This window comes from Alkalibaculum bacchi (assembly GCF_003317055.1).
Classification (GTDB): Bacteria; Bacillota; Clostridia; order Eubacteriales; family Alkalibacteraceae; genus Alkalibaculum; species Alkalibaculum bacchi.
Window position 1 is genome coordinate 161,441 of record NZ_QNRX01000003.1, and the last position, 13,831, is coordinate 175,271.

Consider the following 13,831-nt stretch of genomic DNA (forward strand, 5'->3'; position numbering starts at 1 on the left):
AGTTGTTGAACAATAGTTGAACGGTAGTTAAACGATAGTTATGTGGTTATCAGATAACTTGTGGTTTCTAACATTCGTATGTGAGATCCTTCGCTGCGCTCAGGATGACCTGTGTGCGCTTTGCGCACAATTGAGAATTTACAATTTAGAGTTAAGAATTATCTCGCCTGTGGCAAGTTTTTTCCACTTTCCACTTTCAGCCTTCAGCTTTTTACTTTAAGATTTTACAGACCACCTGACCACCTGACTACCTGACCACCTTATAATAACTAATCGCCAATCCATCTCCAATAGGTACAATGCTCGTTTCTAATTGGGGATGTTCTGATATCACATCAAGGTATTTTCTCATTCTCTTTACAATAGTGATCTTTCTTCTCTTTACAAGCTCCTTGCTAGCGATCATGCCTCTAAAGAGGACATTATCTGAAATAAGCAATCCCCCTGGATTTAATAAGTTTAAGCAGTCCTCTAGCAAATGTACATAATGTCCTTTTGCACCATCTAAAAAGATACAATCGTACTTTCCTGTAATGCTTTTAATAACTTCATTTGCATCTCCCAGGATGATATCAATATTATTTTCATATCCAGCTCTTTTGATGTTTTTAGTAGCAAGATTTTTCATCTCTTCATTAATCTCAATCGTAGTAACCTTGCCTTTATTCATTGCTTTGCAAAAGGCAATAGAGGAATAACCAATGGCGGTACCAATTTCTAAAATCGACTCTATTTTCTTGCTCTTAATGATCACAGAAAGTAGTTGCTTTACTTCTGGATGAATAATGGGTACGTGGTTTTCCATAGCATAAGATTCTAATTCACATAATAAAGAGTCTTCTTCGTGAAGAAGACTCCTAAGATAATCTTCTATATAATCATAATTTATATTACTCATTTTTTGTCACCTCAAGACTTGCCTTAGTAATTTTTCATATTATATCACTTTTTTATATTTGTATCAAAATTGTTCCGTAAAGATGCAGTCCTTAGATGCAGTCCATAGACTCTAGTCTTTAGTCTCTAGCATAAATACCTACAATAGTAGCCGTAGAGTTTGATTTTTTGCAGATAGAAGGGGACATACATAGAAGGGGACACATTTAAAATGTGTCCCCTTCTATGTATGTCCCCTGGAGTTTGTATAAACCATGAATATCATTACGTCGCCCCAGGCGACATGTGCTAGGGACTAGTGTCTAGTGACTATATCTTTATCTTAAGTATTTGTTCACATCTACATCGTGCTCTTCAAAAGTTTCATTGAATACGCAATACCCATCTGGTTTTGCAAGAAAGTATAGGTAATCATTGTCATCAGGATACAGTGTGGCTTTTAGGGCAGCTTCTGAAAAGGAGCCTACAGGACCAATAGGCAAACCTGGGTATTTATAGGTATTGTATTTAGATTCTACTTCTAAATCCTTGTACAAGACTCTTTCCTTCTTTACTCCTAATGCGTACAATACCGTAATATCCGATTGCAATGGCTTATTTATTTCTAATCGATTATAAAATACTTCTGCAACTTTAGGTCGGTCTTCTGGATATTTTGTTTCTTGTTCTACAATAGACGTCAGTATAACAATATCGTCAATGGTCATATTAAGGGATTCTGCCTGCTCTTCATATTCTGGTTTTAATATTTGCCCAAAGCGAGATAACATCTTTCTAATGATTATTTCTGAATCATCCTCTTTGTAAAAATAATATGTATCTGGAAATAAATACCCTTCTAAACTTCTCTCCTCAATATTCTTAATACCTGAAAGAAAAGGAAATTCCTCTTGATATTTAGCGATATTATTTGTTTCCTTTATAAACTCATCTTTAGATACTAATTCATTTTTCTCTAGTGCTTCTCCTATTTGTGAAAGATTCCATCCTTCAGGTATCGTTATCACGATACTTTCCCTGGCTGTCTCCCCTCTAGCAATTTTTTCTACGATTTCTCCTACAGAATAACTAGGACTTAAAATATATTTTCCAGCTTTAATTTGACCTGCATATCCTTTTGTGATGGCATAGATTTTTAGACTTAATTTGTCTTTTATAATATGAGCATCCTCCAGTAAATCAGCGATATCCATTAGTGAATATCCTGAAGGGATTTCTACTAGCTTCTCTTCTCCATTACGATTAAGGGGCTTTATACTATTATAATAATATAATATGAAAGCACCAATACTTACTATAATCAGTAGTAGTAGCAATAACATTTTTCTTTTTTTATCTTTCATAGGACCTCCAGCGAGATAATTAATAGTTAGTAATAAGCAATTTTTTAATTGCTTATTACTAACTACTCGTTTTATTAAGTCTACGTGTTAAGCGATATTTTCCGCTTTTGGTAAACAGTTATTAGTGCTCCCACCTAAAAACTCTAATATAAGTGGGAGACTTGGGACTATAAAGTGAATTATACTTCCATAATAATTGGCAAAATCATTGGCTTTCTCATAGTTTTTTCATATAAGAAATGTTCTAATGAATCTTTAATCTCACCTTTTATTTTATTCCATTCGTGAATGTTTTTTTCTTCACATTTCGCAAGTGCAGTTTTTACCACGTCTCTAGATTGACTAATCAATTCTTCGGATTCTCTCACATATACAAAACCTCTCGATATTACGTCTGGTCCTGCTACGGTTTTACCTTTGCTTAATGTTACTACTACAATAAATAAGCCATCCTCTGAAAGATGCTTACGATCTCTTAAGACAATATTTCCTACGTCTCCAATTCCTAATCCATCTACTAAGGTAATCCCAGAAGGAACTCTTCCGACAACTTTACAGCTCGTTTTATCCACTTCTACAACAGCACCATTTTCGGTAACTATGGCATTTTCTTCAGGCATTCCCAATTCTTCTGCTAATTGAGCATGTCTCATTAACATTCTGTACTCACCATGAACAGGCATAAAGAATTTTGCACCGACTAAGGTGTGTATAAGCTTCAGTTCATCTTGTTTTGCGTGTCCAGATACATGGATATCAGCTAATTTTTCGTAAACGACTTCTGCACCTAATTTATATAGATTATTGATGACCTTTGTAATCATCTTTTCATTTCCTGGTATAGCAGATGCTGAGATAATTACTAAATCTCCTCTATTAATAGACAATTGTCTGTATTCACCTGCTGCCATTCTACTAAGGGCTGCTAAAGGTTCCCCTTGGCTTCCTGTAGTAATTACAACGATTTCGTTAGGTTCATATTTATTGATGTCTCTAATATCTACGATGCAATCCTCTGGAATATGCAAATACCCTAATTCTCGAGCTGTCTTCGTTACGTTTACCATGCTTCTACCACTGATTGCCACTTTTCGGTTATGTGCTCTTGCTGCATCTGCAACTTGCTGCACTCTATGAATATTTGATGCAAAAGTTGCCACGAGAATTCTACTTTCTACTCCATCAAACAAAGACATGAATGTCTTTCCTACGGATCGTTCCGATACTGTATAACCCGGAAGTTCAACATTAGTACTATCTGCCATTAGTAAATCAACGCCTTCAGAACCAAGCTCTGTAAATCTCTTAAGGTCAATGACATTTTCATCAATAGGCGTAAAGTCAATTTTAAAGTCTCCCGTGTGAATTACTGTTGCAGCTTCACATTTGATATGCAAAGCCACACTATCCGCTATACTATGGTTTGTTTGGATAAACTCTATTTCAAAACCTCCAATTTGAATTTTATCTTTGGCTTTTACTACTTTTCTAGTAGTAGCGTTTAAGAGTTTATGTTCAGCTAATTTATTTTCAACTAACCCAATCGTAAGTTTCGTTCCGTATATAGGTACGTCAATTTGTTTTAACATATACGGTAATCCACCAATATGGTCTTCGTGACCATGAGTTAAAAGAACCGCCCTTATCTTATCTTTGTTATTTATAAGATAGGTATAATCAGGTAATACGGCGTCGATTCCGAACATGCTTTCATCTGGGAAAGCGACCCCACAATCTACAATAATAATATCCTTTTTATACTCAAATAAGGTGATGTTTTTTCCTACTTCTCCTAGCCCCCCTAATGGTATAATTTTTAATTTGCTTTTCTTTGCTGCCATTCCATACTCCTTTCTATATAATCCGTTCCGACTATTTACTCTTTACAATCCTCACATATTCCATAAAAGGTTACTGTGTGATTCGTAATATTAAAATTCATATCATCTTGAATATGACGCTCTAATTCATCAAAATAAGTATCTTGAATTTCCATGACCTTTCCACATTTTGTGCATACTATATGATGGTGGTTGTGATTTTTGGTTTCATCTGCAAATTCATATCTAGAACAACCTTCACTAAAATGATGTTTCGTCAATAAATTCAATTCCTCGAGCATTTGTACTGTGCGATATACTGTTGCAATTCCAATTTCCGGACACACTTTTTTTACTTCTGCATAAATCTCTTCAGTGCTCCAATGTTCTTGATTATTTTTCATCATTATCTCAATAATATACCGCCTTTGAGGCGTTAATTTATGCCCATTTTCTTTTACATTTGAAAGAATTCGATTTAGGCTAATCGTAGACATGATTCTTCACCACTTATCATTTAATAATTATTATCATTAATAATTGTATCATAATATGCACATCTTGTCGAATGGTCAAATAATACAAATTTCATCTCATTGCGAGCATAAAAGTCTTACTTCAAGATTTTTAGTTTATTGTCTTACGGATACTATTCAGTAGAAGGTAAAGACCTCCTACTAAATATGATTCTACTTATATTAAAATATCAAATCTATTTCAAAAATTATTCTTCGTCTTGTGCAAGTTGATCGTAAAGCTCTTGAATCATTATAATCTCATCTTCATCTTCTACAGGAATAAGGAGATCTCCTTCTTCGTCTTGATCGATTCTAAATGCGTACATATCTCCTTCTTCTTCTTCAACATTTAAAAGAAGAGCATATTCTACCCCTTCTTTTTCAATAGTTACAATTAACTCAAACTCTACTTCGTTTCCTTCTTCGTCTAGCAATACAATTCTGTTTTCATTTTCTTCGTTCATTTTTGTCCTCCTCATTTATTATTTTTTATATTCCCTTTATATTAACCACAAGAAATGCACAGAGTGCTCTAACTTCCTAGTCATCATGCCATTTCCATCCGGTAACATACTATGAATTACAGCGAATCCATATAATTTTGTAAAATACTTTGAGCTGCTATTTTATCAATAAAAGCTTTTCGCTTTTCTCTTCGCACATTTCCTTCAATGAGGATATTCTGAGCAATTTTTGTCGTAAGTCGCTCGTCCCAAAAGATAATCTCACAATTTAATCTCTTCTTTAGATAATTCCCAAAATTGATTGCTTTATTACCTTGTATTCCTATAGATCCATCCATATTTTTAGGTAAACCTATTACAATCTGCTTTACTTGGTACTCTTCAACGATTTTTTTTATTTGATCTAGATCTTCATCTAGTTTTTGTCTCCTTAAGGTACTTACTCCTTGGGCAGTAATCCCGAGTAAATCTGAAACAGCTACTCCGATATACTTATCTCCCACATCTAAGCCAAGTATTCTTTCTTTCATCTTACACAACCTTTATACAAAATTGTGGACAATAGGCTCCACAATAGCCACAGACTAAACATTTTTCTGAATCTACTTCTGCTTTTCCATGGATGATTTCCATGGCATTTTGGTGACACTTTTCTACACATGTGCCACAGCCCGTGCACCAAAATTCTACTAATAATTTTTTATTACGATTTTTTACCTTATTGGACAAACTTTCATCTATTTTAAGCCCTAAAACTTTATTAATATTGTAGTCTATTTCATCACGAGTAATCATGCCTATAGCCATAGAGTCTAAATCCTTTAAATTAAGGGCGTACTCAAAACATTCTTCTGTATCCTTAGATAGATTTCCGCCACCAAAGATTTTCATGGCATAAATTCCCTTGCCCTTTGATTTAGCATAAGAGATGGCTTTTTCCATATCTTCTCTATTGCCATCCTCAATACCTAAACCCTTTACATTTATTATAGGATGTATGACTTCTAATTCTGAAATTTCACATGCTCCATAAACCCCTTCAACTCGATGAGTGGAAATGCCAAGGGCTCTAATAGTGCCTTTTTCTTTTTCTTTTATTAAATACTCGATAGCTTCCCAGTGCCCGCGAATGGTATGAATACTCTCCTGTTCATGAAGCAAATAAATATCAATATAATCTCTATTTAATTCTTTTAATGCTTTATGCAAATTTTTTTGTGCACCTATTTTGTCGTAATCATAAGATTTAGTAGCTATGATCAGTTCCTCTTTAGAATATTCCATTGCCTTACCAATGGCACCATAATTCTGGTAAAGGGTAGCCGTATCCAAAAAGTTAATTCCCCGCTCCATTCCATAAGCAATCAACTTTCCTCCTTCTTCTATGCTCAAATTTCCTTGAAGAGGAGCTAAAGTCAAACTTCCAAAGCAAAGTTTTGACACTGTCATGCCTGTAGTGCCAAGTGTATTGTAAATCAAAAATGAATGCCTCCTTATAAGTATTGCCGGTTCCAGTCATCTCTATCAAAATTCTTCCCAAAAAATAAGACCCTCATCAGGGCCTTATTTTTATGTTCTACTATAAGTTAAGACCACGCTTTTACGTCAAAGAGATAAGCGGGTACAACTCCTAGTAATATTTTGTATTCGTTCATCTTTGTTTATTTTAAATGGTCAAAATATACTTTCACAAATTCTTCTAAAAGTTCATCTCTATCGACCTTTTTAATTGCATTTCTAGCGTTTAAATGACTTGTTATAAATGTAGGGTCCCCGGACATGATATAGCCTACAATTTGTTCAACAGGTTTATATCCTTTTTCAGTGAGAGCAGTGTAAACAACTTGTACGATTTGCTTGATTTCTTCAGATCGGTCCCTTTCCAGTTCAAACTTTACAGTAAAATCCTTATTTTGATCCATATTGAGTGCTCCTCCTTAAGAATATATCTCGAACGTATTTATTTATAATTTAAGTTTAAATCATTCACAACAAAAAAGCAAGTACTTACGATATTATTTGCTTTTCAATAACTTCTTTTGCTACACCTAGAGCTTTTTCTAAGGCTTCTGGTTTCTTACCGCCAGCTTGTGCCATGTCTGGGCGGCCACCGCCTCCACCACCTGCAATTGTTGCCACTTCTTTGATGAGTTTTCCTGCATGGAAGCCCTTACCTACTACGTCTTTAGAACCCATAGCGACAAAATTCACCTTGTCTTCGCTCTTTGCACCTAATAACACGATTCCAGATTGTAACTTATCTCTTAACTTATCTCCTAAATCTCTTAAGTCGTTCATAGGCATGGAATCTACAGATGCGATAATAGTCTTTACTCCATTGATTTCTATTGCTTGATCTATAAACTCACCTATAGAATCGCTGTTCATTTTCTTTCTTAAAGCTTCTAACTCTTTTTCTAAAGCTTTTACATTAGCCAGTGTATCTTCTATTTTTTGTTCTACATTATCTGGATTTGCTTTTAAGATTGCTGCAACAGATTTTAGCTTTTCCTCTATAGTATTTGTATATAAATAAGCATTATTCCCTGTAACAGCCTCAATTCTTCGAATGCCAGATGCAACACCTGCTTCACTGATGATCTTAAATATGCCTACTTGACTAGCATTCTCTAAATGAGTTCCACCACAAAGTTCTGTACTATAGTCTCCAACTTTAACAACTCGAACAATTTCTCCGTATTTTTCCCCAAAGAGAGCCATAGCGCCAAGTTCTTTTGCTTTATCCATATTGGTTTCAAAAACTGTAACTTGTGGAGAATGAAACACTACTTCATTTACCTTTTGTTCTACTGCACTAAGTTCTTCATCGGTTAATTTTTCAAAGTGATTAAAATCAAATCGAAGTCTCTTTTCATCCACTAAAGAACCTGCTTGTGCTACATGATCACCTAAGACTTCACGAAGTGCTTTTTGAAGGAGGTGAGTAGAAGTATGATTGCGAGCTATAGACAAACGGCGACTCCTGTCTACGCTGTTTGTAGCCATTTGCTGCACCTTTACCGTACCTTCTGTTACTTTTCCATAATGAATGTGCCTTGCTAAACTTCCCTTTTTACAGTCTATAACTTGTATTACACCAGTTTGAGTCTTTATTTGTCCATAATCTCCTATCTGTCCACCACTTTCTGCATAAAAAGGTGTCTCTTTTAGAAGTACTAAAACTTCCTCTCCAGCTGTTGCTTCTTCACAAGGCTGTCCCTCTTTTACCATTGCTATAATAGGGCTTTCATTTTGTAAAGTATTATAACCAACAAACTCCGTTAGCACGCTTTGATCTAAATATTCAAAAGGATCGTCAGACCATGCACTAATGTCTTTATCTAATCGAGCACTACGAGCTCTCTCCTTTTGTTTTTTCATCTCTTGATTGAAGGAATCTTCATTTACAGTTAGACCAGACTCTCCTAAAATATCTTTTGTTAGGTCAAGTGGGAAGCCAAAAGTATCGTAAAGCTTAAAAGCAGCTTGTCCTGATAATTCTTTTTCGCCTTTTGCCTTTAATTCTTTCATTTCATCTTCTAATAGAATAAGCCCTTGGTCTATAGTCTCTTGGAATTTTTCTTCTTCTATGCGAATTACTTTCGTAATGTATTCTAGCTTTTCTCTTAATTCTGGGTAAGCATCGCCAGATACCTTTGCAACTTCTGCTGCTAATGGATGGAGGAATAATCCATCAATTCCTAATAATTTGCCGTGTCTAGCAGCTCTTCTTAAAAGTCTTCTAAGAACATATCCTCTACCTTCATTACTTGGAAGCACTCCATCTGCCACCATAAAAGTGACACTTCGAATGTGATCTGTTATAACTCTAATAGAAACATCGATCTTTTCATCTTTTTGATAAGTAACATTTGCCAAACCACAAATAGTATCTAATACGTGTTTAATAGTATCTACTTCAAAGATAGTATTTACGTCTTGCATTATTGTAGCCATTCTTTCAAGCCCCATACCTGTATCGATATTTGGATTGGCTAATGGCTTGTAATTACCTTGTTCATCTTTATCAAATTGTGTAAAGACTAAATTCCAAAATTCAATAAATCGATCGCATTCACAGCCAACAGCACAATTTGGATCTCCACAGCCATGTTCTATCCCTCGATCATAGTATAATTCAGAACAAGGACCACAGGGACCTACACCGTGTTCCCAGAAATTATCTTCCTTGCCTAAGCGAACTATATGATCTGCAGATATGCCAACTTCTTTATGCCAAATTTCAAAGGCTTCATCATCGTCTTCGTAAATAGAAGCATAAAGTCTATCTTCAGGAATTTCTAAAACCTCTGTAACAAATTGCCAAGCCCATGGAATAGCTTCTCTTTTAAAATAATCACCAAAAGAGAAATTTCCTAACATTTCAAAAAAAGTACCATGACGTGCTGTCTTACCTACATTATCAATATCAGGTGTACGAATACACTTTTGGCAAGTTGCAACTCTCTTACTTGGTGGAACTTCATCTCCAGTAAAATATGGCTTTAAAGGTGCCATACCTGAATTGATTAATAGTAAACTATTGTCGTTAATAGGTACTAAAGGAGCACTCTGCATCCTTAAATGGCCTTTCTCTTCAAAAAATTTCAAGTACATTTCTCTAATTTCATTTAAACCGAGTTTTTTCATGATGTTAACCTCCTATTTCGTTCTAAGTTTTAAGATTTAAGTTCTAAGTAAAAGAATTATAGCCACTGTGTGGTTTTGCTGACTACCTTAATTAATCAAAAAAATCCCCTAAGAAATTGAGGGGCGAAGTGTCGCGGTACCACCCTCATTAATCTGGGATTATCTTTCTATGGATAACGTCGTCGACGTAAGGATTAACCTTCAACTCCAAAACAGCTTCCCTTCAATCTTTATAAAAATCTTTCAGCCATGGATTTTTTCTCTTTTCCACTTTATTAAAGGTACTTATTTTCTTCATTGTCTTTACAATATAATCAGAAGTATTATCTTCTTCTTTTACGTTCTACATGCACTAAAACATTCTACCACATGATATAGAATTTATACAAGCAAAAAAGCAGGTGGTAAGGTGGTAAGGTGGTAAGCAAAAACATTTCTTAAGCACGAGCTCGGGTCATTATCTCGCCCGAAGGCGAGTTTGGTTTTTTCCGCTTTCTGCATTCAGCTTTCTGCCAAGAGAGTTTTCCAGTCCAACCATCCAACCAACCAACCAATGTAGCTTTTTATTCTTCTACATAATCAATACGATTCCTATCTCTCCGATACTCCCTTATATAGTCCACTAATACTTTGATCGTTCCCATAATTGGTACGCCTATGATCATGCCTACTATTCCAAATATATTTCCGAAAAGTAATACCGAAAACATGACCGCAAGAGGGTGTAGACCTACGCTTTGAGACATAATCTGTGGTGAAAGGAAATTTGATTCTATTTGCTGAACAATTAAAATTAAGACTATAACCCATATGGCTTTTACAGGGTCTACAATTAAAGCTAAGCTTACAGGCAAAATGCCTCCTAACCAAGGTCCAAAATAAGGGATTACATTGGTAAATCCTGCTACTACTCCTATAGTCAGAGAATAAGGTAATCCAATAAGAACACAGCCAATGCCCGTTAGTAGACCTACAAAGGTAGCTACAATCAATTGCCCTCGGATAAATCCCCCCAACACCTTACTTATGTCCTCTGCTATAGACTTTACCTTACCCTTGTACTTGTTTGGAATAATACTAGCAATGATACCAATGGCATCGTCTTTATCCTTTAGGTAATAGAAAGTAATAATAGGAATCATAATTAAATCTAATAGCTTTCCTGTACCAGAGATAATGGATGTAGTAATAGCGCCTACTGCTGCTACTACTTTTTCAGATAAATTGGCTAACTCTTTTTCTAGGTCTATAAAAGAAGGGATCATATCCATATCATAGGGTAACGTTCCTTCCTGCACACCTTCGATAAAATCGACTACTTTTCTTACAATATTAGGGAAAGCCACTACAAAATCACCGATCTCATTAACTAACTTTGGAATAAAAGATGCAAATATCCCTGAAACCACAGCTAGGATGATGACAAAGACAATAATAATGGATACAGTCCTACTGAGCTTTCGTCTTTGAAAAAACAAGACTAATGGGTCTAATAAATAAGCAATGACTAGAGAAGCAATAAAAGGTCCTATTACTTCTATAATATTTCGACGTATGAGCCACAACAAAATAAAGGCAAAGAGAAGCAGACTTAAGTCAATCAGTAAATCTTTATTACGCTTTGAAAATTCCATAAACACTCCCTTATCTTCTTTTAGAACAAGGCGAATTATTCTAATTTATTTTATATCTATAATATTACCAATTATTACATGACTTAATCAAGTACTTTGTAGCCAAAAGCAGAATGCAGAAAGCGGAAATTTTACTCGCCTAAAGGCGATATTATGTAAGATCCTTCGCTCATAGGATGACTTTTGTACGCTTTGAACACAATCAAGAAAGCGCCCTTGGCACTTTATCCATCAGCGCCCAATCTTCAGCCATCAGTGCTAGGGTCAAGTCTTACAAGTCAAAGATTCAATCATATATAAAGAGGACTTAAATAATATCTAAGTTCAAAAGCAACACTTTGTTAATATGCAAAAATTTACAATTATAATTGAAAATTATTAGAGTTTTGTAAAAAAAACAGAGTCACTATGGACTCTGACTTTTATTCGTTTTATTGTGATTTTTCTTTTTCTCTGTAGTCTTTAATAGCAGCTCTGATTGCTTCTTCGGCCAATACAGAACAGTGTATCTTTTCAGATGGAAGCCCACCTAATTCTTCAACTACTTTTTTATTTGTAATCTTTTCAGCTTCTTCTAGTGTTTTTCCTTTAATGAGCTCAGTTGCCATGCTACTTGTAGCAACTGCTGCGCCGCAGCCAAAAGTCTTAAATTTTACGTCTTTAATAATGCCATCTTCAACTTCTAGGTACATTCTCATAATGTCTCCACATTTTGCATTACCTACTTCGCCTACTCCACTAGCATTTTCTATTTCTCCACTATTTCTTGGATTTTCAAAGTGATCCATAACCTTTTCTGTATACATTTTGTTACCCCCTTGGATTATATAATGGCGACATATCCCTTAGTCTTTGTACGATTGGTGGCAATTGTTCTAAGACATAGTCCATTTGTTCTTTTGTTGTATATTTACCTATAGATACTCTTAGTGAACCGTGAGCAATCTCATGTTTTAAGCCGATAGCTAATAATACATGGGATGGATCTAAAGAGCCTGATGTACATGCCGAACCACTTGAAGCAGATATGCCTTTTAAGTCAAGACTTAAAAGCAAAGATTCTCCTTCAATAAATTCAAAACTCAAATTCACATTACCTGGCAATCTTTTGGTAGGGTGGCCATTTAATCTTACATTTGGAATTTGTTTAAAGATATTTTCGATAAAGTAATCTCTTAGCTTTACTGTTTCAGCAATATGATTTTCTAAATCCTCAGTAATTAATGAACAGGCCTCACCAAATCCTACAACTCCAGGAGTATTTTCTGTACCCGCTCTTTTTTTTCCTTCTTGAGCTCCACCGTGAACAAAATTGTCTAATTTAACGCCTTTTCTTATATAAAGTGCTCCGATTCCTTTAGGACCATATATTTTATGAGAAGATATAGAAAGCAAATCAATATTCATCTCTGTTACGTCAATAGGAACATTTCCTAAGGCTTGAACAGCGTCTGTGTGAAAAATAATTTTTTTCTCACGAGCTATTTCCCCAATTTCTTTAATAGGTTGAATGGTTCCAATTTCATTATTTGCAAACATAATAGAGATTAAAATCGTTGTATCTTTAATAGCACTTTTTAATTCTTCTAAATCAATTAGGCCATACTCGTCAACCTTTAAATAGGTTACTTCAAACCCATGTTTTTCAAGGTATTCACATGTGTGTAAAACAGCATGATGTTCAATGGCAGTAGTGATAATGTGATTTCCTTTTTTTTGCTTTGCAAAAGCAGTGCCTTTGATTGCCCAGTTATCCGATTCTGTACCGCCAGCTGTAAAATAGATTTCATTTGGATTTGCCTTAATAGCATTTGCAACCTTAGCTCTTGCTTCATCTACTGCTTTTCGAGCTTCTCTACCTTCAAAATAAATACTTGAAGGATTTCCAAAATTATTGTCAAAATAAGGAATCATTTTATCTAAGATTCTTTTATCTAGTGGAGTTGTTGCTGCATAATCTAGGTAAACTCTTTCCATATACTCTACTCCTTTACTTTCTTCTGATTTTTATCTAATAGATCTTGTAATGTAATATTATCAATCACGCTATTGACGCTGTCATTAACTTCTTGCCATACATCTTTTGTAACGCACATAGACGATTTATTGCATTCATAATTTTCCGCTCCGCCTACACATTCAGAAAACTCAATAGGTCCTTCTACTGCTCGTATAATATCTCCAACCGATATCTTTTGAGGTGGTTTAGCAAGCTTATACCCACCTTTTGCACCCCTTTGACTTATTACCAACCTTTCTTTCTTTAATGTCGAAAAAAGTTGTTCTAAGTATGATAATGATAATCCTTGATTTTTGGCAATTTCTTTTAAAGATACGGATTGATCATCATCATAAGTTGATAATTCATACATTGCAGCGACACCATATCTTCCTCTCGATGATAATCTCACCTTCTCACCCCAATCTAATTCCCACTATTTCGGTCCGAATTTAAGTATATCTTAGCACAAGGATAGATTGATGTCAATTAAAACTTATCTAAAA

General features: G+C 34.9%; 13 protein-coding genes. All 13 read right to left on the minus strand.

The window, feature by feature from the left end:
• Positions 1–247: 247 nt before the first annotated feature.
• The 13 genes from DES36_RS03380 to DES36_RS03440 all read right to left on the minus strand — a co-directional run bounded on the left by DES36_RS03380 (position 248) and on the right by DES36_RS03440 (position 13,737).
• A complete protein-coding gene (locus DES36_RS03380; RefSeq protein ID WP_113919813.1) occupies positions 248–898 on the minus strand; it encodes an O-methyltransferase in 651 nt (216 codons plus the stop codon).
• Between the two features lie 316 nt (positions 899–1,214).
• Positions 1,215–2,240 carry an endolytic transglycosylase MltG gene (mltG, locus tag DES36_RS03385; RefSeq protein WP_113919814.1) on the minus strand — a complete coding sequence of 342 codons (1,026 nt, stop codon included), beginning with the start codon at positions 2,238–2,240 and terminating at the stop codon, positions 1,215–1,217.
• Positions 2,241–2,419: 179 nt separating this feature from the next.
• Complete coding sequence (locus DES36_RS03390) at positions 2,420–4,081, minus strand: ribonuclease J (RefSeq protein WP_113919815.1); 1,662 nt, start codon at positions 4,079–4,081, stop codon at positions 2,420–2,422.
• A gap of 35 nt (positions 4,082–4,116) precedes the next feature.
• Positions 4,117–4,557, minus strand: coding sequence for a Fur family transcriptional regulator (locus DES36_RS03395; protein ID WP_113919816.1), 441 nt, complete (start codon positions 4,555–4,557; stop codon positions 4,117–4,119).
• Between the two features lie 227 nt (positions 4,558–4,784).
• Positions 4,785–5,042 carry a DUF1292 domain-containing protein gene (locus DES36_RS03400; protein WP_113919817.1) on the minus strand — a complete coding sequence of 86 codons (258 nt, stop codon included), beginning with the start codon at positions 5,040–5,042 and terminating at the stop codon, positions 4,785–4,787.
• 116 nt (positions 5,043–5,158) lie between these two features.
• On the minus strand, positions 5,159–5,572 hold the full coding sequence (ruvX, locus tag DES36_RS03405) for a Holliday junction resolvase RuvX (protein ID WP_113919818.1): 414 nt from the start codon (positions 5,570–5,572) through the stop codon (positions 5,159–5,161).
• A gap of 1 nt (position 5,573) precedes the next feature.
• Complete coding sequence (locus DES36_RS03410; protein WP_113919819.1) at positions 5,574–6,521, minus strand: aldo/keto reductase; 948 nt, start codon at positions 6,519–6,521, stop codon at positions 5,574–5,576.
• 182 nt (positions 6,522–6,703) lie between these two features.
• Complete coding sequence (locus tag DES36_RS03415; protein WP_113919820.1) at positions 6,704–6,964, minus strand: IreB family regulatory phosphoprotein; 261 nt, start codon at positions 6,962–6,964, stop codon at positions 6,704–6,706.
• A gap of 85 nt (positions 6,965–7,049) precedes the next feature.
• A complete protein-coding gene (alaS, locus tag DES36_RS03420; RefSeq protein ID WP_113919821.1) occupies positions 7,050–9,692 on the minus strand; it encodes an alanine--tRNA ligase in 2,643 nt (880 codons plus the stop codon).
• Positions 9,693–10,255: 563 nt separating this feature from the next.
• Complete coding sequence (locus tag DES36_RS03425; protein WP_113919822.1) at positions 10,256–11,326, minus strand: AI-2E family transporter; 1,071 nt, start codon at positions 11,324–11,326, stop codon at positions 10,256–10,258.
• Positions 11,327–11,757: 431 nt separating this feature from the next.
• Positions 11,758–12,132: a Fe-S cluster assembly scaffold protein NifU gene (gene nifU / locus DES36_RS03430; protein WP_113919823.1), complete on the minus strand. Its 375-nt coding sequence runs from the start codon at positions 12,130–12,132 to the stop codon at positions 11,758–11,760.
• A 4-nt stretch (positions 12,133–12,136) separates the two neighbouring features.
• Positions 12,137–13,303, minus strand: a complete 1,167-nt coding sequence (gene nifS / locus DES36_RS03435) for a cysteine desulfurase NifS (protein ID WP_113919824.1) — start codon at positions 13,301–13,303, stop codon at positions 12,137–12,139.
• Between the two features lie 5 nt (positions 13,304–13,308).
• Complete coding sequence (locus DES36_RS03440) at positions 13,309–13,737, minus strand: RrF2 family transcriptional regulator (protein ID WP_113919825.1); 429 nt, start codon at positions 13,735–13,737, stop codon at positions 13,309–13,311.
• Between the last annotated feature and the right edge of the window lie 94 nt (positions 13,738–13,831).

Excerpts from the sequence above, each read along its gene's own strand:
- DES36_RS03380 (WP_113919813.1), bottom strand. The coding sequence starts at position 898 with ATGAGTAATATAAATTATGATTATATAGAAGATTATCTTAGGAGTCTT.
- mltG (WP_113919814.1), bottom strand. The coding sequence starts at position 2,240 with ATGAAAGATAAAAAAAGAAAAATGTTATTGCTACTACTACTGATTATA.
- DES36_RS03390 (WP_113919815.1), bottom strand. The coding sequence starts at position 4,081 with ATGGCAGCAAAGAAAAGCAAATTAAAAATTATACCATTAGGGGGGCTA.
- DES36_RS03395 (WP_113919816.1), bottom strand. The coding sequence starts at position 4,557 with ATGTCTACGATTAGCCTAAATCGAATTCTTTCAAATGTAAAAGAAAAT.
- DES36_RS03400 (WP_113919817.1), bottom strand. The coding sequence starts at position 5,042 with ATGAACGAAGAAAATGAAAACAGAATTGTATTGCTAGACGAAGAAGGA.
- ruvX (WP_113919818.1), bottom strand. The coding sequence starts at position 5,572 with ATGAAAGAAAGAATACTTGGCTTAGATGTGGGAGATAAGTATATCGGA.
- DES36_RS03415 (WP_113919820.1), bottom strand. The coding sequence starts at position 6,964 with ATGGATCAAAATAAGGATTTTACTGTAAAGTTTGAACTGGAAAGGGAC.
- alaS (WP_113919821.1), bottom strand. The coding sequence starts at position 9,692 with ATGAAAAAACTCGGTTTAAATGAAATTAGAGAAATGTACTTGAAATTT.
- DES36_RS03425 (WP_113919822.1), bottom strand. The coding sequence starts at position 11,326 with ATGGAATTTTCAAAGCGTAATAAAGATTTACTGATTGACTTAAGTCTG.
- nifU (WP_113919823.1), bottom strand. The coding sequence starts at position 12,132 with ATGTATACAGAAAAGGTTATGGATCACTTTGAAAATCCAAGAAATAGT.
- nifS (WP_113919824.1), bottom strand. The coding sequence starts at position 13,303 with ATGGAAAGAGTTTACCTAGATTATGCAGCAACAACTCCACTAGATAAA.